The 21168-nt window shown below is 63.1% G+C and carries 26 protein-coding genes; 23 read left to right on the top strand and 3 right to left on the bottom strand.

Going from position 1 to position 21168, the window contains the following annotated elements:
- Positions 1-109: 109 nt before the first annotated feature.
- A complete protein-coding gene (locus FPT15_RS20230) occupies positions 110-1726 on the bottom strand; it encodes an NADP-dependent glyceraldehyde-3-phosphate dehydrogenase (RefSeq protein WP_145164065.1) in 1617 nt (538 codons plus the stop codon).
- A 78-nt stretch (positions 1727-1804) separates the two neighbouring features.
- Complete coding sequence (locus FPT15_RS29845; protein ID WP_178119721.1) at positions 1805-1981, bottom strand: hypothetical protein; 177 nt, start codon at positions 1979-1981, stop codon at positions 1805-1807.
- 17 nt (positions 1982-1998) lie between these two features.
- On the opposite strand from FPT15_RS29845, the gene FPT15_RS30145 reads away from it, so the two are divergent.
- The 9 genes from FPT15_RS30145 to FPT15_RS20270 all read left to right on the top strand — a co-directional run bounded on the left by FPT15_RS30145 (position 1999) and on the right by FPT15_RS20270 (position 10367).
- A complete protein-coding gene (locus FPT15_RS30145; protein WP_256676500.1) occupies positions 1999-2124 on the top strand; it encodes a hypothetical protein in 126 nt (41 codons plus the stop codon).
- Positions 2125-2192: 68 nt separating this feature from the next.
- A complete protein-coding gene (locus FPT15_RS20235; protein WP_145164068.1) occupies positions 2193-3068 on the top strand; it encodes a Dyp-type peroxidase in 876 nt (291 codons plus the stop codon).
- A gap of 1451 nt (positions 3069-4519) precedes the next feature.
- Positions 4520-4681, top strand: coding sequence for a hypothetical protein (locus tag FPT15_RS29850; RefSeq protein ID WP_016969018.1), 162 nt, complete (start codon positions 4520-4522; stop codon positions 4679-4681).
- Positions 4682-4784: 103 nt separating this feature from the next.
- Positions 4785-5669 (top strand): FHA domain-containing protein, encoded by an 885-nt coding sequence (locus tag FPT15_RS20245; protein ID WP_145164072.1) that lies wholly within the window; start codon positions 4785-4787, stop codon positions 5667-5669.
- 199 nt (positions 5670-5868) lie between these two features.
- Entirely contained in the window at positions 5869-6225 is a 357-nt protein-coding gene (locus FPT15_RS20250) for a hypothetical protein (protein WP_145164074.1), read from the top strand.
- Positions 6225-6560, top strand: a complete 336-nt coding sequence (locus FPT15_RS20255) for a lipopolysaccharide assembly protein LapB (protein WP_145164076.1) — start codon at positions 6225-6227, stop codon at positions 6558-6560. Before FPT15_RS20250 ends, FPT15_RS20255 begins: the two co-directional genes overlap by 1 nt.
- Positions 6557-8695 (top strand): type III secretion system export apparatus subunit SctV, encoded by a 2139-nt coding sequence (gene sctV / locus FPT15_RS20260; protein WP_145164078.1) that lies wholly within the window; start codon positions 6557-6559, stop codon positions 8693-8695. Before FPT15_RS20255 ends, sctV begins: the two co-directional genes overlap by 4 nt.
- Entirely contained in the window at positions 8692-9972 is a 1281-nt protein-coding gene (locus tag FPT15_RS20265; RefSeq protein WP_145164080.1) for a type II and III secretion system protein family protein, read from the top strand. The genes sctV and FPT15_RS20265 overlap by 4 nt, the downstream gene beginning before the upstream one ends.
- A 14-nt stretch (positions 9973-9986) precedes the next feature.
- A complete protein-coding gene (locus FPT15_RS20270; RefSeq protein WP_106578757.1) occupies positions 9987-10367 on the top strand; it encodes a hypothetical protein in 381 nt (126 codons plus the stop codon).
- Between the two features lie 230 nt (positions 10368-10597).
- On the opposite strand, the gene FPT15_RS20275 is transcribed toward FPT15_RS20270, so the two are convergent.
- On the bottom strand, positions 10598-11362 hold the full coding sequence (locus FPT15_RS20275) for a tetratricopeptide repeat protein (protein WP_145164082.1): 765 nt from the start codon (positions 11360-11362) through the stop codon (positions 10598-10600).
- 48 nt (positions 11363-11410) lie between these two features.
- Here FPT15_RS20275 and FPT15_RS20280 point away from each other — a divergent pair, with 48 nt between their 5' ends.
- From FPT15_RS20280 to FPT15_RS20345, 14 genes are all read left to right on the top strand, one after another.
- Entirely contained in the window at positions 11411-11974 is a 564-nt protein-coding gene (locus tag FPT15_RS20280) for a type III secretion protein (protein ID WP_145164084.1), read from the top strand.
- A 12-nt stretch (positions 11975-11986) separates the two neighbouring features.
- The gene (locus FPT15_RS20285) at positions 11987-12220 is read left to right on the top strand and encodes a hypothetical protein (protein ID WP_119739909.1); all 234 of its coding nucleotides are present in this window, start codon (positions 11987-11989) and stop codon (positions 12218-12220) included.
- Between the two features lie 9 nt (positions 12221-12229).
- Positions 12230-12664, top strand: coding sequence for a hypothetical protein (locus tag FPT15_RS20290; protein ID WP_145164086.1), 435 nt, complete (start codon positions 12230-12232; stop codon positions 12662-12664).
- A 4-nt stretch (positions 12665-12668) separates the two neighbouring features.
- On the top strand, positions 12669-13451 hold the full coding sequence (gene sctJ / locus FPT15_RS20295) for a type III secretion system inner membrane ring lipoprotein SctJ (RefSeq protein ID WP_106578752.1): 783 nt from the start codon (positions 12669-12671) through the stop codon (positions 13449-13451).
- The gene (locus FPT15_RS20300; protein WP_145164088.1) at positions 13448-14065 is read left to right on the top strand and encodes a type III secretion protein; all 618 of its coding nucleotides are present in this window, start codon (positions 13448-13450) and stop codon (positions 14063-14065) included. The genes sctJ and FPT15_RS20300 overlap by 4 nt, the downstream gene beginning before the upstream one ends.
- A complete protein-coding gene (locus tag FPT15_RS20305; RefSeq protein ID WP_145164091.1) occupies positions 14058-14642 on the top strand; it encodes a FliH/SctL family protein in 585 nt (194 codons plus the stop codon). Before FPT15_RS20300 ends, FPT15_RS20305 begins: the two co-directional genes overlap by 8 nt.
- Positions 14639-15961 carry a FliI/YscN family ATPase gene (locus tag FPT15_RS20310; RefSeq protein ID WP_145164093.1) on the top strand — a complete coding sequence of 441 codons (1323 nt, stop codon included), beginning with the start codon at positions 14639-14641 and terminating at the stop codon, positions 15959-15961. The genes FPT15_RS20305 and FPT15_RS20310 overlap by 4 nt, the downstream gene beginning before the upstream one ends.
- 232 nt (positions 15962-16193) lie before the next feature.
- Positions 16194-16640, top strand: a complete 447-nt coding sequence (locus FPT15_RS20315; RefSeq protein WP_145164095.1) for a hypothetical protein — start codon at positions 16194-16196, stop codon at positions 16638-16640.
- Positions 16637-17638: a type III secretion system cytoplasmic ring protein SctQ gene (gene sctQ, locus FPT15_RS20320; protein ID WP_145164097.1), complete on the top strand. Its 1002-nt coding sequence runs from the start codon at positions 16637-16639 to the stop codon at positions 17636-17638. Before FPT15_RS20315 ends, sctQ begins: the two co-directional genes overlap by 4 nt.
- Complete coding sequence (gene sctR, locus FPT15_RS20325; protein WP_017137580.1) at positions 17635-18288, top strand: type III secretion system export apparatus subunit SctR; 654 nt, start codon at positions 17635-17637, stop codon at positions 18286-18288. Before sctQ ends, sctR begins: the two co-directional genes overlap by 4 nt.
- A gap of 10 nt (positions 18289-18298) precedes the next feature.
- Positions 18299-18568, top strand: a complete 270-nt coding sequence (gene sctS / locus FPT15_RS20330; RefSeq protein ID WP_003208314.1) for a type III secretion system export apparatus subunit SctS — start codon at positions 18299-18301, stop codon at positions 18566-18568.
- Between the two features lie 6 nt (positions 18569-18574).
- The gene (gene sctT, locus FPT15_RS20335) at positions 18575-19387 is read left to right on the top strand and encodes a type III secretion system export apparatus subunit SctT (protein WP_106578746.1); all 813 of its coding nucleotides are present in this window, start codon (positions 18575-18577) and stop codon (positions 19385-19387) included.
- Positions 19388-19390: 3 nt separating this feature from the next.
- Positions 19391-20437, top strand: a complete 1047-nt coding sequence (locus FPT15_RS20340; protein ID WP_145164099.1) for an EscU/YscU/HrcU family type III secretion system export apparatus switch protein — start codon at positions 19391-19393, stop codon at positions 20435-20437.
- A 150-nt stretch (positions 20438-20587) separates the two neighbouring features.
- Positions 20588-21001 carry an ester cyclase gene (locus tag FPT15_RS20345; protein ID WP_145164102.1) on the top strand — a complete coding sequence of 138 codons (414 nt, stop codon included), beginning with the start codon at positions 20588-20590 and terminating at the stop codon, positions 20999-21001.
- The last annotated feature ends 167 nt before the right edge of the window (positions 21002-21168 follow it).

Below are 21168 nucleotides of genomic sequence, written 5' to 3' on the forward strand. Positions count from 1 at the left end.
AGGGTGGGAGCGGGCTGGCTTGCGAGTGCGCAGTGTCAGTCGAAACATCGTTGACTGATCCAGCGCTTTCGCGAGCAAGCCCGCTCCCACATTGTGAACTGCGCCATCGTTAGAAAATGTAGTCGGTGGTCAAGAAGCTTGAGTCACGGTTGCGCAGGATATCGCTGACCAGTGCCTTGTTGCTCTCCTGGAACTTGGTCGCCACCAGCGTGCGGATCGAGAACACGCGCAACGCGTCATGTACCGACAGCGTGCCCTCGGCCGAGTTCTTGCGGCCGTTGAACGGGAACGTGTCCGGGCCACGCTGGCACTGGGCGTTGATGTTGATACGGCCCACCTGGTTGGCAAACACATCTACCAGGCGCCCGACCTCCACGGCGTTGGTGCCGAAGATACTCAGTTGTTGACCGAAGTCCGAGTCCAGCACGTAGTCGATCACCGTGCCCAGGTCACGGTAAGGCACGATGGGCACCACTGGCCCGAACTGCTCTTCGTGGTACACGCGCATCTGCGGGCTCACCGGGTACAGCACCGCCGGGTAGAAGAACGAACCGCGGCTGGTTGCGCCATTGGCATTCACCACCTTGGCGCCATGCTGCGCCGCATCGGCCACCAGCGCGTTGAGGTAATCGACCTTGCCGACTTCCGGCAGCGGCGTCAGCGAGACGCCGTCTTCCCACGGCATGCCTGGCTTCAATGTCGCCAGCTTGGTGTTGAATTTTTCGATAAAGCGCTCGACGACATCTGCGTGCACAAACAGGATTTTCAGCGCAGTGCAGCGCTGACCGTTGAACGACAGCGAGCCGGTAACGGCTTCGTTGACTGCATTGTCCAGGTCCACCTCGGGCAGCACGATGCCAGGGTTTTTCGCATCCAGGCCCAAGGCCGCGCGCAGGCGGTGTGGTTTGGGGTGCAGCTTTTTCAAGTCGCTGGCGGCCTTGTTGGTGCCGATGAACGCGAAGATATCGATCTTGCCGCTGGCCATCAGCGCACTGACGGTTTCACGGCCACTGCCGTAGATCACGTTGATCACCCCGGCCGGAAAGCTGTCACGGAACGCCTCCAGCAGCGGGCGAATCAACAGCACGCCAAGCTTGGCCGGCTTGAACACCACGGTGTTGCCCATGATCAGCGCCGGGATCAGCGTGGTGAAGGTCTCGTTCAGCGGGTAGTTGTAAGGCCCCATGCACAGCGCCACGCCCAGCGGTACGCGGCGGATTTGCCCAAGCGTGTCCTGTTCCAGCTCGAAGCGGCTGCTGCGGCGGTCGAGTTCCTTGAGGGCATTGATGGTGTCGGTGATGTAGTCGCAGGTGCGGTCGAATTCTTTCTGCGAGTCTTTGAGGTTCTTGCCGATCTCCCACATCAGCAGCTTGACCACCGCGTCACGCTGTTCGCGCATGCGCCGCAAAAAGGCTTCCACATGCTGGATGCGCTCGGCCACGCGCATCGTCGGCCATTCGCCCTGGCCTCGGTCGTAGGCGCGCACGGCGGCGTCGAGGGCGGTCAGTGCGGTGTCGGCGTCCAGCAGTGGCGTGCTGCCGATATGCACGCGCTCATCGCCCAATTGCACCGGGCTCAGTACCTGGGCCAAAGGGCCGTTCCACACCTGCAACTGGCCGTCGACCAAGTAATCACGCTGTTCAATGGGCGCCGCCAGGCGAAATTGCTCGGGAATATCGGCGGCGCAGGTCGGAAACAGCTGGGCGAGCAGGTTACTGGTGGTCATGTCGCTACCCCTGGAATAGTTGCAAAACATGACTAGAGAGTCACCCATCCAAGGGCTGTGTGGCAAGCGCCAGACGCATTACAGCAGCGTCCCTGCCGGCGCCACGCCCAGCGCTGCGCCGATTTGTCGCGCGGTGTTGAGGGTGCCGGCGGCGAATCCGGCCTCAGCGCGATTGCGCCTGTGTCGGCGATAGCGCTCAAACCCCAAAGTCGCGAGGCTCAGGCGCTGCGCTTTGGCCGGTGCTGCTACAACCATCTGGCCGGGCGTTGGGCGTGCAGTTGCTCAGCGCGTTGTGCGAAGCCGGTTGGTTGCGCCGCTCGAAAGATTCCCGCGCGGTACGGGTCACGCCCAAGGGCTGGACGCAGTTGAAGGCGCAATTGGGTCTGGACCCCGCTTGATCTGGAAAAGCCTGAGCAAAAGCAGGCGTGCGGCGGTTAAACTACGCGGCTTTCTTGAAGGAGTTCACATGAGTCAGTACCAGCCGGGCATTCTTGCCGCACCGGTGCCCTTGCAGGCACGCCATCTGTTTTTTGCCGTGGATTGCCTGGCAGCCGTACCCACCGCATTGGACGCGCTGGTGCAGTTGACGGATTCGGCCGCGGTGGTGGGTTTGGGTGAGCCGCTGGTGACTGCACTGGGCGCAACCATTGACGGCTTGCGCGCGTTCCCTGTCGTCAGCGGCCCGGGCGCGCATAACCCCTCCACTCAGCAGGCGCTGTGGGTGTGGCTGCATGGCGTGGATCGCGGTGAGCTGCTGTTGCGCAGCCGCAGTGTTGAAAAGGCCCTGGCGCCGGCCTTTCGCCTGGTGCAGATGACCGAAGGTTTCCGCTACAAGACCGGCTTCGATTTGACCGACTATGAAGACGGCACTGAAAACCCCCACGACGACGCCGCGGTCGAAGCCGCGATGACCGACAGCGGCGCCAGCTTTGCCGCGATCCAGCAGTGGCAGCACGACCTCGACGGTTTTGCCGCGTTGCCTGCGCAGGAGCGCGACCACATCATCGGCCGCCGCCATGGCGATAACGAAGAGCTGGACGACGCCCCCGAGTCCGCGCACACCAAACGCACCGCGCAGGAAAGTTTCACCCCGGAAGCCTTCGTGGTGCGCCGCTCGATGCCTTGGGCCGAGAACGGTCAGGCGGGGTTGATGTTCCTTGCGTTTGGGCATTCCTTTGATGCGTTTGAAGCGCAGCTGCGGCGCATGAGCGGGCTGGAAGACGGGATAGTGGATGGGCTGTATCGCATCAGTAAGCCGTTGACGGGCGGGTACTACTGGTGCCCACCGCTGAAGGACGGGCACCTGGACCTGAGTGCGATTAGCTGTACGCCGCAAACCTAAAACTGTAGGCGCGGGCTCGTCGTGGCAAGCAGGCCTGTTGCGGCGAGCGGGCCCGTTGTGGCGAGCGGGCTTGCAGTGGCGAGCGGGCTTGCCCCGCGTTGGGCTGCGCAGCGGCCCCAAAACCGGCTACGCGGTTTGCCTGAAAGAATGCGGTGTTTGTAGGAGGGGCCGCTTCGCGCCCCCGTTACGCGGTTTGCCTGAAAGAATGCGGTGTTTGTAGGAGGGGCCGCTTCGCGCCCCAACGCGGGGCAAGCCCGCTCGCCACAGCAACGCCGCTTGCCACGATAACGCTGGTTGTCACACCTGTCGGTCAGTTGTTCCTGGGCCGAGATAAAACTGTTGGCGCGGGCCCGTTGTGGCGAGCGGGCTTGCCCCGCGTTGGGCTGCGCAGCGGCCCCAAAACCGGTTACGCGGTTTGCCTGAAAGAATGCGGTGTTTGTAGGAGGGGCCGCTTCGCGCCCCAACGCGGGGCAAGCCCGCTCGCCACAGCAACGCCGCTTGCCACGATAACGCTGGTTGTCACACCTGTCGGTCAGTTGTTCCTGGGCCGAGATAAAACTGTTGGCGCAGGCCCGTTGTGGCGAGCGGGCTTGCCCCGCGTTGGGCTGCGCAGCGGCCCCAAAACCGGCTACGCGGTTTGCCTGAAAGAATGCGGTGTTTGTAGGAGGGGCCGCTTCGCGCCCCAGCGCGGGGCAAGCCCGCTCGCCACAACAAGCCAGCTTGCCACACTAAAGCTGGTGCGACACCTGTCGGTCAGCTGTTGTGCATACCCAACGCGGTTTCGAATTTTTTCTGCGAGCCGTCTGTGCCCGGGTTTCAACAGGGTCACGACTACTTGGGATCGCTGGCATAAATGTTCACCTGGAAGTTCTTTCATATATCAGGGCCTGCGCACTAACGATTTCGGCTATTAGTGCAACTGTACTAATTCGGCGCAGGCAATTAGTTGCTCGCGGGCATTAAGGCCACTCGCGCCGAGCTATCAAACGCGATGATCAAGTCGCTTTTGTTACAAATGGAAGTATCCGCAAAGTTGGGCAAAAGGCTATTAGCGAAAAATGTGAAGTGGTCGCGAAAATAGCGGTGAGAACGTCCCTAATCGAACACTCAACCAGCGGTTGAAAGTTCGCAAACTTTTCAATTGATGCCGTCAGAGGCCCGTAAACACTGGGGCTTTTGCGTGTATGGATTTTTTTAAAAAAGTTCAACGGCCTCAGCTGCATGAGTTTTTCTCACTGCCAGGTTGAGCCAAACCTTTCACACCCTGTAAGCGAAACGTTTCACAAGCTTTCACAGCGAAGGCGTTTTGATCGTGAGTAGTATGGGGCCCATGCAAACCAACGACGGTTCGAAGGCTCACTGTCTGACGTTTTGGGCATTCACCGGTTTGCATACTTTCAGCTTGCTGTTGCGCAACTGAATAACTTCCCTATCGATGCAAGGAGATGAACATGGCTGATGTCCCACCAGTAAAAGCCGGCGGCGCCGACGACGCTATCGCGAAGATGGAAGCGACCTTCAACATGGCTATCGAGAAGTCGGCCAAGATCACTGAAATCAGTACCGCGAAAAAAGCGGAACTCGACGCCACCAAACAGCGTCCGCAGAACTGATTCGCCAAAACGGGCGGCGCCGGCGCTGCCCGTTTACCTGCTGAGTGTTTTCACCTTCTGATTGTTGACCCCGTTGCACATGCTCAAGGGGGCAAACCCGAACATGACAGCCTTGATTTCCTTGGGTCCGGTCGCTGGTATTGGCGCACCGACCCTGACTGTGACCAGCGGTTTGCATCAGGGCAGTTCCCTGGTGCTCGACCAGCCTGTCTACACCCTCGGCGCGGACCTCGCGGCCGACCTGGTACTCAGCGATCCCGGCATCGCCGGCCTGCACCTGCGCCTGCGGTTCGAGGGCGGCCAGGTGGCAGTCGAAGCGTTGGGCGGCGATGTGGTGCTTGGCAAAAATGTCCGTATTCCCCACGGCAGCGGCCATCGCGCGCGACTGCCGTTGCAGCTGCGTATCGGCACGGCAGGTGTCAGCCTGGCCTCGCCTGAGGGGGTGGAAAAACCTTCGGACGCCACACGCACATTTACGCCCTGGATTGTCGCGATCGTCCTGCTGTTTTTATGTGCGGGGGCGCTGGCGGTGCGCAACGACACGCCGCTCACCCAGGCCGCGGTCGCGGCGCAGGTGCCTGCGCTGAAAAAACCATCGCGTGAACACGCCAAAACCTGGCTGGAGCAGCAACTCCAGGCTGCCCACCTGGATGCAATAAAGGTCACTGACGCCAACGGCCAGCTCAGTGCCGTCGGCAGCTTCGAACATTCGCAAAAACCTCAATGGCTGGCCCTGCAACAAGCCTTCGATGAGCGTTACGGCCAACAGATCGTCCTCAACCCTCGCGTCAGCGTACGCGCCGACGCCGCACGCCCGCGTGTGCGCTTCCAGGCCGTGTGGTTCGGCACCAACCCCTACGTGATCAACGACAGCGGCAAACGCCTGTACCCCGGCGCGGCCCTGGCGGACAACTGGGTGCTGGAGCGCATCGAGAACAACCAAGTGATCCTCGCCCGTGGCGAAGAGCGCTTCACCTTCACCTTATGAGTCGCCCCATGGAACGCACCCAACCCATCCGTGGGAGCTGGCTTGCCCGCGATGGCGTCCCCCCCGCCAACCCAAGTCTACCCACCGCCACGCAATTCAAATGTGGGAGCGGGCTTGCCCGCGAAAGCTATTTGTCAGGCGCTAGAGATCTTGGGTCGGAGTACCTATTCAGCCATGAGCGCTGTTCGCAGGCCCCCGCATGAAAGTCGAACCCCGCCCGCTCATCCCCAGCGACGCACGCAGCGCCCCCGTCGAAGCCGTTCGCCCGGTCAATTCACGCCAGGCCACTGCGTTCGAGGCGGTGCTCAACACCCGCAAGACCCAAACCCGCCGCTCGCTGCGCAGTGACCTCGAAGAACTCACCAGCGCCGCGGGCGTTGACTCCTTGCTGTTCGGCAGCGCCCGCTCCCTGGAGCTGCTGGAACACGTGATGGAACACATCCTGCCGTCCCTCGATGCCGAGACGGACATCAAGGAACTGGCCCATGACCTGATCAGCGAAGAGATCGAGATGCGCCGCACCCTCGAACAGCAACGCTCGGAGGTACATGCCTGATGGCCCGCGATAACGACGACGCCGTGCAATTGCTCAAAGGCATTGGCGAGCTGTACCGACGCAACGGCCAGTCCCAGCGCGCGCTGGTGATGCTGCTGATCGCCGTCAGCGTCGCGCCAGAAGACGGCGTGTTGCTGCGCTCGCTGGTGCTCGCGTTCACCGACAGCGGCGACGCCGGCCGTGCCCTGGGTGCCCTCGATCGTCTGGTGGCGCTGGAAGGCGAGTCCGCCAGCCTGTTGCTGCTGCGCGCCCGCGCGCTGTGGTACGGCGAGCGCAAGGACGAAGCGCGCCAGTGCTTCAAACGCTACCTGGCTGCGCGCAGGGCCGGCGCATGAGTGCCCTCAACCGCCTGAACAACCTGGCGCGCATGGCGGCGCAGCGCACCGACGTGATCATCGTCGCATTCATGCTGATGGCGATTGTGATGATGATCATCCCGCTGCCCACCTATCTGGTGGACATGCTGATCGGCCTCAACATTGCCCTGAGCATCCTGATCCTGATCGTTGCGTTCTACATCGGCCATTCCGTGGAATTCTCCGCGCTGCCGCCGCTGATTCTGCTCAGCACCCTGTTTCGCTTGTCGTTGTCGATCACCACCACCCGCTTGATCCTCCTGCACGGCGATGCCGGCCATATCGTCAAGGCCTTCGGTGACTTCGTGATCGCCGGCCAGGTCGTGGTCGGCATGGTGGTGTTTTTGATCATCACCGTGGCGCAGTTTGTGGTGATCACCAAAGGCGCCGAACGCGTAGCGGAAGTGGCCGCGCGCTTCACCCTGGACGCGATGCCCGGCAAGCAGATGAGCATCGACAACGACCTGCGCAATGGCGACATCGACCAGGCCGAAGCGCGTCGTCGGCGTTCGCGCCTGGAGCGCGAAAGCCAGATGTTCGGCGCGATGGACGGCGCGATGAAATTCGTCAAAGGCGACGCCATCGCCGGCCTGGTGATTCTGGCGGTCAACCTGCTCGGCGGCATGCTGATCGGCATGATCGAACGCGACATGCCGTTTAGTGTGGCGGTGCACACCTACTCGCTGCTGACCGTGGGTGACGGCCTGATCGCACAGATCCCGGCGCTGCTGATTTCGGTGGCGGCGGGCACGGTGGTCACGCGGGTCAACAGCGACGGTGAAGCCGGCGACCTGGGCAGCGAGATCATCAAGCAGCTGGGCGCCAGCTACCGGGCACTGGGCCTGACGGCATTGATCATGATCGGTGTGAGCCTGTTGCCCGGTTTTCCGACCTGGGTATTCCTCGGCTTGTCCGCAGCCTTTGGCGGCGCAGCGTTCGTAATGTACCGCCGGCACACCCGTCAGCCCCAGGGCGAGCTGGAAGCCTTGGCCGAAACCCCGGAGCCGGTGGTCGAGGCGCAGGCCGAACTGGATGACAACCTGCTGCCCGATACTCGCGTGCTGCTCACCCTGGGCAGCGGCGTGTCCCAGAGCGCGCCGCGCCAGTTGCTGCGCCAGCGTGTCGAAGCGCTGTGTCACGACATCCGTACTGACCTGGGCGTGGATGTGCCGGTGCCGGGCATCTACATGGAGGCCAAGGCCACGCCGGGCAGTTTCCGCGTGTCGCTGGAAGGCGTGCCGGTGAGCGAAGGCGAACTGCCGATCAATGGCTTGCTTGTGCAGGACGACCCGGTGCACGTGCAACTGCTGGACATCGCCACCGTGCAAGCCGACTCGCCGCTCAACGGCCGTAATGCCCACTGGGTCGAGCGCCAGCATGAAGAGACCCTGCGCAACGCGGGCATCGGTTTCCTGCTGCCCGCCGAAGTCTTGTGCGGCGTGCTGGAACGCAGCCTGCGCCGCTATGCCGCCGACTTCCTCGGCATCCAGGAAACCCGCCTGCTGCTCGAACGCAACGAAGCCACGTACGGCGAACTGGTCAAGGAAGCCTTGCGCCTGGTCCCCTTGCAGCGCGTTGCCGAGACCTTGCGCCTGTTGGTCGGCGAAGGCGTGTCGATCCGCAATCAGCGCGCCTTGCTCGAAGCCATGGTGGAGTGGGGCGCCCGCGAGACCGATGCCGGGCGGCTGGCCGAACATTTGCGCGCGGCATTGGCGCGCCAGATCAGCCATCAGTACGCCGACCGCAACCGGGTAATCGGTGCACTGGTGCTGGCGCCGGGCCTGGAAGACCAGTTGCGCGCGTCCCTGCGTCGCCAGGAGCCGCAGCGCGAATTGATCCCCGAAGACGTCAGCCGCGCCTTGCTCGCGCAACTGCGCCAGGCCTGTGAAAACACCCGCGAGGTCAACAGCGCGGTATTGCTGGTGCACCCGGAGCTGCGGCGCAGCCTGCGCCGTCTGGTGCTGCGCGGTGAACTGGAGCTGGCGGTGCTGTCGTTCCGCGAGCTGGCCACCGAGTACAACCTGCAAGCGCTGGTCACCATCAGCCTCACCGATATTTCCAACCGCCGCGCGCCTGCCGCGGCTTCCGTCACCTCCCTGGCGTCTGCCTCATGATGCGTTTTTGTATGTTGTTGCTGGCTCTGGTCACCACTGCAAGTCAGGCTCAGGACATTGCCAACGGGGCCTCAGGTTCGATCAACCTGGCGTCCGGTGAAGGGCGCATTCTGCATTTTGTGGCGCCGGTGGATTCGGTACTGGTCGCCGAGCCGAACGTGGCCGACCTGCAGGTGGTGTCGCCGGGCACGATTTATATTTTCGGCAAGGCGCCAGGCACTACCAGCCTGATTGCCCTAGGCAATGACGGCAAACAACTGGCCAGCCTGACCTTGTCGGTCAGCAGCGGTACGGCCGCGGTGACCACGCCGATGCAGGCCTTGCACCCCGGCAATGGCGCGCAGATCAGCGGCGCCGGCAACCGCCTGATTGCCAAAGGCACCGTCGGTTCGGTGGCCGAAGCGACGGACCTTAACGCGCTGCTCAACCCGCAGGACCAAGGCTTCCAGAGCGCAATCAACACCACCGAATACGCAGGCGCGGCCCAGGTGAACCTGCGCGTACGGTTTGCCGAAGTCTCGCGCTCCGAATTGCTGCACTACGGCGTGAACTGGAACGCGATGTTCAGCAACGGCACCTTCTCCTTCGGGCTGATCACCGGCGGCGGCCTGGCAGCGGCAACGGCCGGTGGCCTGGCAACGGCAGGCACCGGCTCGGGCAATGTGAACATCGACGGCATGCTCGACGCGCTGCAGGCCAACGGCATTTTGCAGATATTGGCCGAGCCGAATATCACCGCCATGACCGGCCAGACCGCCAGCTTCCTCGCCGGTGGCGAAGTGGCGATCCCGGTGCCGGTCAACCGTGACCTGGTGGGCATCGAATACAAGTCGTTCGGCGTGTCGCTGCTGTTCAACCCGACGCTGTTGCCCAACGGGCGCATCGCCCTGCAAGTGCGCCCGGAAGTCAGCAGCGTGGTCAGCGGCGGTACGGTCGATTTCGGCAATTTCCATGTGCCGTCCTTCAGCGTGCGCCGTGCGGACACGCGGGTGGAAGTCGGCAGCGGGCAGACCTTCGCGATTGCCGGGCTGTTCCAGCGTGAGAGCAGCCAGGACATTGAAAAGCTGCCGCTGCTTGGCGACTTGCCGATCCTGGGCAACCTGTTTCGCTCCAAGCGTTTCCAGCGCAATGAAACCGAGCTGGTGATCCTGATTACCCCGTACCTGGTCGAGCCGGTGCGCAGTCGCACGCTCGCCACGCCGCTGGACGCACAACCGGCGACCGCCGCAGCCAGCGGCCCGCGCAGCGGCGGCGCGTTCGGTTTTTACATGAATTGATGAGGGGGCCTGCGATGACTGCTTTGCGTGTGTTGATGCTCTTGCCCCTGGCGCTGATGGGCTGCCAGACCCACTTGGCGCCGGTGTACTACGCGCCGGAGTTTCGCGCGGATGGCTTGCCAAGCCAGTGCCAGCAACCGGCGGCCAAGGACGCAATCGGGCTGGACGAAGACTTCAAACCGACGCTGCCGCTGGGCTGCGCGAATAATTTGAATTTGATGCAGATGGTCGAGCGCAGACAGGATCTGACCCAAGGCCGCACCACCGGCCCGGCGATGGCCGCCCCTGTTGGCCGCGCCGCGCAGGTCTACATCGAAGGCTTCGACCGCGAGCAGCTGCAACGCCGCAAGGACCAACAAGAAGCCAAAGCCGGCGCGACCGGAGGCCAACAATGACTGTTGAGGGCCACGTTTCCTGTGTTCTGACGAAGTCCTGTGGCGAGCGGGCTTGCCCCGCGTTGGGCTGCGAAGCAGCCCCAAAACCAGGCCCTGAGTGCTATCTGAAAGAACGCGGCGAGACTGCAAGGGGCCGCTTCGCAGCCCAACGCGGGGCAAGCCCGCTCGCCACAACAAGCCCACTTGCCACAGGAAGCCCGTTCACCACAACACCCTTAATCACCACGGGCTCAACGCGGGTCCACCAACCCCAATTCCTTGGCCTGCGCCACCGGATCACTGATCGCCTTGATCCGCTTGGCCTCCACCACCAATCGCGCACGTTCTGCGGCAGGGATGTCATCAAGGGGAAGGCTGGCCACCCGCTGCTCATACCCGGCCAACACCATCACCAACAGCTCGTTGCGCTGATGCCGTGGCAATGCGCGCGGCGATTGGGTGACGGGCGCAATGGTATCCAGAGCCTGTTGCGGCTGCCCGCCCAGCGCATAAGCCAGCGCCAGGTTGCAACGGCTGTCGAGGTCGTCGGGCTGCAGGCTCAGGCTTTTGGCGAAGGCGGTTTGTGCGGCACTGGCCTGGCCATTCAGCACGTGGGCAATGCCGAGGCGGGTGTAGGCCACCGGCAAGTGATTGATCTCGGCAGCCTGCTCCAACGCCGTGACGGCGCGTTGGATCTTGCCCAATTGCAACTGCGCAGTGCCAAGGCCGAGCAGGGCGTCGGCGTTGTGGGCATCAAACCCCAGCGCCTGCTGGAAGGCGCGTTCGGCGCCCAGCGCGTCCTTGGCGTCGAGCCGGGCCTGGCCGAGCTTGAGCCACAGCTCAATGCCGGCACCCGGTTGCTGGGTGGCGCGCTCGTACAACGCAGCCGCGCTGCTGTAGTCGCCGCGCTTGCTCAGGTCGTTGGCCAGTTGCAGGGATTTGTCGGTATCGGTCGCAGGTTTGCTGGAGCAGGCAGCCAGCAGCAAGGTGCTGGCGAGCAGAAATTTGTGGGTCATCGTCACAACTCGTCGGGCGAAGGCGCAGGCCATGTAAGCATATTTTTGATGGCGCTCCTATGCCTGTTCGGTGCGGGTTTTGCCAACGCGGCCGAGGAGCCCGCGTGGTTCTCGCAGCCCTACGCCTACGTGCTGGTCGATCAGGACGTTCGCAGCGCGTTGGAAGAATTCGGCCACAACCTCGACGTGCCGCTGGTGCTCTCCGACAAGGTGCGCGGCAAGGCGCGCAGCACCATTCGCGCAGCCACCGCCGGTGAGTTCCTGCAGACCTTGTGCAGCACCAACGGCCTGACCTGGTACTTCGACGGCAACCTGTTGTACCTCAATGCCAGCGATGAAATCAGCACCAAGCTGTTCAAGTCCAGCGCCCTGAACCTGGACCAGTTGCAGGCCTACCTGAACACCCTCGACGTGTTCGGCCAGCAACTCTCCATGCGCAACGGCCCCGAGGGCGATGAAGTGTTTGTTTCCGGCCCGCCGCCATACCTGGCGCTGGTGCAACAGCATGTCGACCACCTGCAACCCACGGTCGTGGCCGCCCCGGTGGCGCGCGAGCGCGGGGTGCGGGTGTTCCGTGGCGCGCAAGTCAGTACCGAAACCCCAACCCAGTAAAGGAGCAGCACCATGTCCGTAACGGCCGTAGACAGCAACCTCGCCCCCGGTGGCGCCAGCCCTGAAGCCAAGTTCAACGCCGCGGTGGATAACGCCAAGGCCGCCGACAAACCATCGGAGACCAGCGACGCCGAATTCAACGATGCGTTGATCACCCAGGCCGTCACCATCGGCGGTCAGTTCATCATCATGCCGAAGATGCAGGAACTGCTGAACGACGCCATGTCCGATGACGACGAAGAGTAGGGAGCCCCTATGACTATCAGTCTCGCCGCCGGCGCCACGGCCTTGCCGCCGTCCGCCGGTGCGGGGCCCGCCGGGGCCTCGCAGAACCTGTTCGAGCACATGGCCAATACCGCCAAAGGCATGCCCGAAGGCGCCAGCCCGCACCAGATCGGCTCGGGCCTGATGGAGCGCATGAACAGTTTCATCGACCGTACGCGCGCGTTTTCCGAACGCGCCGACGTGCTCACCAATAACCCGTCGGCGCCGCCGCCGGCCTCGGTGGACATCCGCACGGCAAGTGCTTCGCCGCAGGGCGAGCCGGGCAAAAAAGTCGGCGAGCAACAGGTCGACCAGATCGTGCACTCCCTGGGCAAGATGTTCGATTACTCCATCGAAACCCAGATGGTGGTGCGCGGTGCGACGCAGATTTCCGGGTCCGCCAACACGTTGCTCAAGGGTCAATAACGCCATGCCAAGCCCAAACCGCGCGCTGCGCCTGCTGCTGATCGGCCTGCTCGCCAGCCTCTTGCAGGCGTGCAACACCGATCTCTATACCAACCTCAGCGAGCGCGATGCCAACGCCATGGTCGCGGTGCTGCTGCGCGGTGGCATCCCGGCGGAGCGCAAGACCCAGGACAACGGCCAGCTCAAAGTGGTGGTGGACGAGGAGCGCTTTGCCGAGGCCATGACGCTGCTCGACAACGCCGGCCTGCCGCAACAGAGCTTTTCCAACATGGGCGAGGTGTTCAAGGGCAATGGCCTGGTGTCGTCGCCGGTGCAGGAACGCGCGCAGATGATCTATGCGCTGAGCGAAGAACTGTCGCACTCGGTGTCGCAGATCGACGGCATCGTCGCCGCCCGCGTGCACGTGGTGTTGCCCGACAACGACCTGCTCAAACGCGTGATTTCACCGTCGTCGGCCTCGGTGCTGGTGCGTTACGACCCGGGCACCGACATCAATACGCTGATCCCGCAGATCAAGACCTTGGTCGCCAACGGCATTTCCGGCCTGAGCTACGACGGCGTCTCGGTGACGGCGATCAAGGCCGCCGTCGCCATCAGCCAGAACCCGGCGCAACCGCGGTTGGCGCGCTTCATGGGGCTGTGGTTGCTGGAAGACAACCTGGCGCAGGCACGCGTGATGTTTGGCGGCTTGCTGCTGATTGCCCTCGGCGCGCTTGGGGTATTGGCTCGCCAACACTGGGCGCGGCGTCAGTCCCAGGCGATGTATGTGCTCAAGGAGGGTGAATGAGCCTGGTTGAACGCTGGCAGGGGCTGATCGCCGAGCCTCTGCAGTTTGTGCGCGGGCCGAGCCTGGGCGCCTGTTTCGCCGATGAGTTGCCCGATGAAGTGCTGCAGGCCCTGCAAGGCCAGGCGCGTTTTCGTCAGCGTCTGGAGCAGTTGCTGGTCAACCATTATCAGTTGGCGCCAATTGCGCACCTGGTGACGCCGTCCGCCGCCGACCTGGCGGTGTTGCTGTTGTCACCCGCGCAGTTTTCACGCCTGCCACGGTTGTGCGGTGCCATCTGGCATGCCTCGACCCTGAGCCGCGAGATCCGCCGTGAGGTGGTCAACGAATTGCGCGAGGGCCTCGGTGCCGAGGTATTCAGCCAGGCGTTGGCGCAGCGCCAACTTGGCGGCGCCGCAGACCTGCTGCGCGAGCCATCGGAGCTGATTGAGGCCATCGACCGCGACGGCCAAGGCTGTGTTGCCGCCTGGCTGCAGGCCCAGCACGCCGACTTGCAGGGCTGGCTGCGCCTGCGTTTCGCCTTCCCCCAGGGCCACAGCGCACGCTTGCCCCGCGACCTGGAAATCGTTCAGGCCGCTGCTGCGAGCCTTGCGGCCGAGGACAACGCCCATGAGTGAATTACCGAGCCGGCCCACTGCGCGCATCCTGCGTGCTGAAGAAGCAGCGCTGTGGACCGATGGGTTTGCCTTTCTGCAAGCCGCCAAGGAACAGGCCGAACAGATCAAGGCCGACAGCGACCAGTGGCTGCACGCCGCCCGCGCCGAGGGCTTTGAAAGCGCGCGCCAGGCAGGCGCCGAACAAGTCGCGCAGTTGCTGGTGCAGACCCAATCCCAGGTGCAGCACTACTTGAGCAGCCTGGAAGCGTCGCTGGCCGACCTGGCTTTGGGCATCGTGCACGAGGTGTTGGGTGAGCTGGACAACGCTGACCGCGTCGTGCGTTGCACCCGCCAGGCCCTGAGTGCATTTCGCCAGGACCAGGCACTGACCCTGTGGGTGCCGCCGACCGACGTCGAGGCCTTGCGCCAACGCCTCAAGCACGAAGGCCTGGCGATTGCCGTGGACGTCGATGAGCAGCTGAGCGCCGGTCAGGCGCGCCTCAACAGCCCAGCTGGGTCCGTCGAACTGGGCCTGGAAGCGCAGTTGCAAACCCTGCGCCGCAGCCTGCTGCCCTTTGCCGAAGAAGGTGTGGCATGAACCTGCAACAGCTGCTGCCACGCCTGACTGAACGGTTGGCGCAGGCCCGCCCACGGCCGATGCACGGCACGGTATTGAGCATTCGCGGTGTATTGCTGCGCGCCAGTGTGGCCGGTGCGAGCATCGGTGAACTGTGTCAACTGCGCGACCCCGGCAGTGGCCGCAGCTTGAGCGCCGAGGTGATCGGCTTTGATGGCGACGAGGCGATTCTGTCGCCGATCGGCTCCATGGAAGGCCTGTCGACCCGCACGCAAATCACGGCGACCGGCGAAACCCTGGGCGTTGCCGTGGGCGATGCGCAATTGGGCCGGGTGATCAGCCCCATGGGCGATTTTCTCGACGGCGATGGCATCCCGCCGACCCTGGCCTTGCAGCGTTACCCCCTGCATGCCGAGCCGCCCGCGCCGTTTTCGCGGCAACTGATCGTGCGTTCGATGGCGCTGGGTATTCGCTCCATCGACGGCTTGCTGACCCTGGCCCAGGGCCAACGCATGGGCATTTTTGGTGAGCCGGGCGTGGGCAAGTCGTCGTTGCTCGCCAGCATCATCCGCAACAGCGAAGCCGATGTGATTGTGATCGGCCTGATCGGCGAGCGGGGCAGGGAAGTGCGCGAACTGCTCGACGTGCAACTCGACGCCCAGGCCCGCGCGCGCACCGTGGCAGTGGTTGCGACTTCGGATCGTCCGGCGGCCGAGCGCGTGCGTGCGGCGTTTGTCGCCACCACGCTGGCCGAGTACCACCGCGACCAGGGCCGCAATGTATTGCTGCTGATGGACAGCCTGACGCGCTTTGCCCGCGCCCAGCGCGAAATCGGCCTGGCCGTGGGCGAACCGCCCACCCGTCGCGGTTATCCGCCGTCGTTTTTCTCGGCCTTGCCGCGCCTGCTCGAACGCGCCGGCCCCGGCCCCACCGGCAGCATCACCGCGCTGTACACCGTGTTGACGGAAGGGGATGCGGCCAGTGACCCGGTGGCCGAAGAAGCCCGTTCGATCCTCGACGGGCATATCGCCCTCAGCGCCGAACTGGCCCAGCGCAATTACTTCCCGGCGGTGGACGTGTTACGCAGCCGCAGCCGGTTGATGGAGCAGGTCGCCGGTGAAGAACACAAACGCCTGGCCATGCGCATACGTGAGCTGATGGCGCGCTACGGCGAAATCGAAATGCTCATCCGCGTCGGCGAGTACTCCGCCGGCAGCGACCCGCTGGCCGACGAAGCCATCAACCGCCATGCGGCCATCGAAGCGTTCCTGCGCCAGAACGCCGGCGAGCCGAGCAGCCTGGACCAGACCCTGATCCGCATGCGCCAGGTGTTGACATGAGCCTGTTAAAGAGTGGCGCAAATGTTTGTGAAAAGCAGGTTTGTTGTGGCGAGCGGGCTTGCTGTGGCGAGCAGGCTTGCCCTGCGTTGGGCTGCGAAGCAGCCCCAAAACCAGGCACTGAGTTTTTTCGGGAAGAACGCGGTGAGTTTGCAAGGGGCCGCTACGCAGCCCAACGCAGGGCAAGCCTGCTCGCCACGCAGATTTGTATTGGCATGAACATGGAGACAGCCCAATGAAAACCGACCAATTGCGCACCCTGCAAACCCTGCGGGTGCTGCGTGAACAACGCGCCGCCAACCAACTGGCCGCCCAACAGCAACGCTGCGCGCAGACCCACGACGTGTTGACCGACGCCAAGGAGCAACTGCGCCTGCACCGTGAAGCGATTGCGGAGGAAGCCCGTCAGGTTTATGCAGCCTTGACTGAGGGCCTGTCGGTGGCCAGCTGGCAGGCGGCTCAGGAGCGTTTGCGCGGCCTGTCGGATGACCAGCAGTTGCTCGAGAACGACGTACGCCACGTGTCCACCACCCTGCAAAGCCAGGAGCGCGAGCGTGACCTGTTTCGCCAGGAACGCCTGAGCCGTCAACGCCAGTCCGAAGCCTGGCAAAGCCTGCTGCAAGGGCGTGAAAGTGATGAACGCCGTGTCGGTGAGTTGCGCGAAGAAGGCACCGGCACATGATCACCGCCCTTGCCGGCCCATTGGCACCCTGGCTGACGCAGTACGACCCGGCGCTGTTGGCGCTGCATAACCAGCTGCACCGTCGCCGTCGCGCCTGGCAGGGCCGTTGCGCCGGGCAAGCGTTGCGCGTGAGCTGGGCCGCCCAAGTGCAAGGCCTGGGCAATTCGCGCGATGTGTTTTTGCTGCTGGGTCGCGCCCCGGTGCGCCTGCGTCTGTCGTCGGCCGCGCTGGAGCAAGTACTGGTGCCGCTGGCGTTGCAGTTCGATGCGCAGTTGCTGCCATCGTTGCCACGCTCGTTGCTGCTGGAACTGGCGGTGCTCGACCTGATCGAGACCCTGGAACCGGTGCTCGGCCACCCGGTGCAGTTAGTCGAGGCCACTGACGATCAGTGCGCGTATGCCGTGCACCTGGCGCTCGAATTGACCTTTGGCAACCAGCCGGCCATGAGCGCGCAACTGGACCTGAGCGAAGGCGCTGCCGTGCTGGTGGCGCAGCTGCTGGCGCAATACGGCCAGATCGAACCCGACCCGCTGCCCGCCCTGCGCCAGACCCTGGCGGTGGTGGCCGGGCGGCAGTGGCTGACCCTGGGCGAATTGCGCAGCCTGCGGCCCGGCGATGTGCTGATGCTGGAGCAGGGCTCGGGCTTGTTGCTCGACCTGGACGGGCGCTTGCAGGCCCGCTGCCAATACCAGGGTGACGAATTGCGGTTGCAGGAAGAACTACAAGCACCCCCTTTGCACATGGAGAACACAATGACTGATGTTGATGCCGCTGCGGCCCTGGATGACTTGCCGCTCAAACTGGTGTGCCAGGTCGGTAGCCTGGAACTGACCCTGGCGCAATTGCGGGAACTGGGTGCGGGCAGCCTGTTGCAGCTCAACACGCCGGGCGTGGATAGCGTTGACCTGATGGTCAACGGGCGTCGCGTCGGCCAGGGCCAACTGGTAAAAATCGGTGACGGCCTGGGCGTGCGCCTGCTGAGTTTTGCCACCCCATGACCGGTTATCAGCCGAACCTGATCGAGATCATCCTGGTTGTTGCGACGATCGGGCTGATCCCGTTGGCAGTGGTCACGCTCACCGGGTTCATGAAGATTTCGGTGGTGCTGTTCCTGATCCGCAACGCCCTTGGGGTGCAGCAGACGCCGCCTAACCTGGTGCTGTACGGCATCGCGCTGATTCTGTCGGTGTACGTGACCACGCCGTTGATTGGCGACATGTACCGCCAGGTCGAGGGGCGCGACCTCAATATCGAGCATGTCGAGCAACTCAAAGACCTGGGCGATGCGCTGCGCCCGCCGCTGCAGGCGCATTTGAAGCGTTTTGCGAATGAGTCCGAGCGCGGTTTTTTTGTGCAGGCCACCGAGACCATCTGGTCACCGGAAGCCCGCGCCGACCTGCGCGACGATGACCTGGTGGTGCTGATTCCGGCATTTGTCAGCTCGGAACTGACCCGCGCCTTCGAGATCGGCTTTCTGCTCTACATCCCGTTCCTGGTGGTGGACTTGCTGGTGTCCAACGTGCTGATGGCGATGGGCATGTCGATGGTCTCGCCGAACCTGATTTCGATCCCGCTGAAGATCTTTTTATTCGTGTCACTGAGTGGCTGGTCGCGCTTGATGCACGGTTTGATTCTGAGTTACGGCTGAGGCACGACCCATGGGCCAGGACGTTTTCCTGTCATTGATGAAACAGGCACTGATGACCGTGCTGATGCTCTCGGCACCGGCGCTGGGCGTGGCGATTATCGTGGGCTTGAGCGTGGGGCTGTTCCAGGCGCTGACACAGATCCAGGACCAGACCTTGCCGCAGGTGGTAAAGCTGGTGGCGGTGCTGTTGACCATCGTGTTTCTCGGCCCGGTACTCGCAGGCCAAGTCGCGGAGCTGGGCAGCCAGGTGCTGGATAACTTCCCGCTGTGGACGCGCTGACCGCCCATGGATGCCAGCCTTACCGCGCAGTTTCTGGAGGTCGCCTACCCGGTGATCAGCGCCGCCTCGCTTGCCGCCTGCCGCGCCATGGGGGTGGTGGTGATCACCCCGGCGTTCAACCGCCTGGGCCTGACCGGCATGATTCGCGGCTGTGTGGCGGTGGCCATTTCGATCCCGATGTTCTTTCCGGTATTCGACGCGCTGACCCGAATGCCCGAGCACGGCAGCGTGTTCATCGCCGGGCTGCTGATCAAGGAGTTCCTGATCGGCATCCTCATCGGCCTGTTGTTCGGCATTCCGTTCTGGGCCGCGGAAGTGGCGGGGGAGTTGATCGACCTGCAACGCGGCTCGACCATGGCGCAGCTGGTGGACCCGTTGTCATCCGGTGAATCCAGCGTGATGGCGACCTTGCTCACGGTGATGTTGATCACGCTGTTCTTCATGTCCGGCGGCTTTATCCTGATGGTCGACGGCTATTACCACAGCTACCAGTTATGGCCGGTGACTTCATTCACGCCGGTGTTTGCCAGCTCCGCGTTGCTGGCGGTGCTGTCGATTCTCGACCAGATCATGCGCGTCGGCGTGCTGATGGTTTCGCCCTTGCTGATCTCGTTGCTGATCACCGACCTGATGCTTGCCTACCTGTCGCGGATGGCGCCGAACCTGCATATGTTCGACTTGTCGCTGCCAGTGAAAAACCTGTTTTTCTCGATCCTGATGGTGATCTACATCGGCTTTCTGATTCCGTTGATGCTTGACCAATTGGCGGAATTTCGCGGCACTGTCGAATTGCTCAAAACCCTGGCGGGCATGGAGTAGCCGATGGCCGATACCAGCGAAGAAAAATCCCAGCCGGCCACGGACAAGAAGCTCAAGGACGCACGCCAGAAAGGCCAGGTCGCCAAGAGCCAGGACCTGGTGTCGGGCATGGTCATCCTGTTTTGCACGCTGTGCATCTCGATCCTGGCGCCGCGTGCCAAGGCCCAGGTCACGGCGCTGATCGACCTCACCGCGCAAATCTACATCGAGCCCTTCGCCACGGTGTGGCCGCGGGTGCTTGACCATGCCGAGCAACTGGTCATCGGTATTACCTTGCCGGTGATGGCGGTGACCACCGGCGTGGTGATCCTGACCAATATCATCACCATGCGCGGCTTTGTGTTCTCGGTGGACCCGATCAAGCCCGAGTTCAAACGCATCAACCCGGCCGAGGGTTTGAAGAAAATTTTTGCCCTACGCAACCTGGTGGAGTTCATCAAGGGGCTGATCAAGGTGCATGTGCTGGCGATCGCGTTTTATGTGATCGGCAAGCATGCGTTGCAGGCGCTGATGGAGTCGTCACGCTGTGGCGCGGAGTGCATGGAATCGACGTTTTTCCTGGTGCTCAAGCCGCTGGTGTTCACCGTGTTGTGCGCGTTCATCCTGGTCGGTGCGGTGGACGTGATCATGCAGCGCTGGCTGTTCGGTCGCGACATGAAAATGACCCGCAGCGAAACCAAGCGCGAACGCAAGGACATCGACGGCGACCCGCTGATCAAGAGCGAGCGGCGGCGCCAGCGCAATGAAATGCAGGCGTTGGCGACCAAGCTGGGGCTGGGCAGGGCGTCGATGATGATCGGCACCACCGATGGCTGGGTGATTGGCGTGCGTTATGTGCGCGGTGAGACGCCAGTGCCGGTGATCGTGTGCCGGGCCTCACCGGAGGAGGCGTTGCTGATGTTGCAGGAGGCTTACGACCTGGGTATTCCGCACGCGCCGGACAAGAACCTGGCGGCTGACATCGCGCGCAAGACCGTGCCCGGTGATCCGGTGCCGGATGCTTCGTTCCAGGCGGTAGCGGATTGGCTGGTCGCGGCGCGGTTGATTTAATCGTCGCGCGGACTACGCTTGTCTGGCGCTTTGGTACGGAGGGAGTATCTGCTCAGCAGGAGCTGAAGGTGTATCTGTCACGGGCGATGGACGCAGGCGTCAACCAATTGGGTGGCGCTGCACTGTTCCAACTTTCCCAGGAGATTCACCATGACAGATCAACACCGTGCATTGATCCAGGAGTGGGCCGACAGCTGGTCTACCGCCGACAAAGAGCGGTTTCTCGCGATTTTTTCCGAGGCGACCGTCTATGAAGACAAGGCCGCGGGGCAAATCATGCGAGGGCGCCCGGCGCTGGGCGATTTTTTCGACCTGATCAGAAAGGCATTGCCCGATTTTGAGGTTATTCGCGACTTGATCAGCCTCGGCGAGCGCGGCGGGACGATCCAGTGGCATATGACGGGCACCCATGAGGGCGAGCTGTTCGGCTATCAGGCGACTCACCGCAAGATCAATGTCGACGGCACCTGCGTGATCAGGATCGAGGCCAACAAGATTGTCGAATGCACCGATTACTACGACATGAAAACGCTGTACCGCCAGTTGGGTTTCGACACCAACTGAATGCACCCCGCGAATGGGCCCCCATCCGATGGGGGCCTCATCCGACATGCCTCAGGGCTTGTCTACATCGTGATACTCACCGCCATACCCGTCGCCCGCGCGCCAGATGTTGTCGTGGTTGACGGGGCCTGTCAGATCAAAATCAAAAGCAAAGCACTGGTAGAAAC

Origin of the sequence: Pseudomonas sp. RGB (genome assembly GCF_007713445.1) — a bacterium.
Classification (GTDB): Bacteria; Pseudomonadota; Gammaproteobacteria; order Pseudomonadales; family Pseudomonadaceae; genus Aquipseudomonas.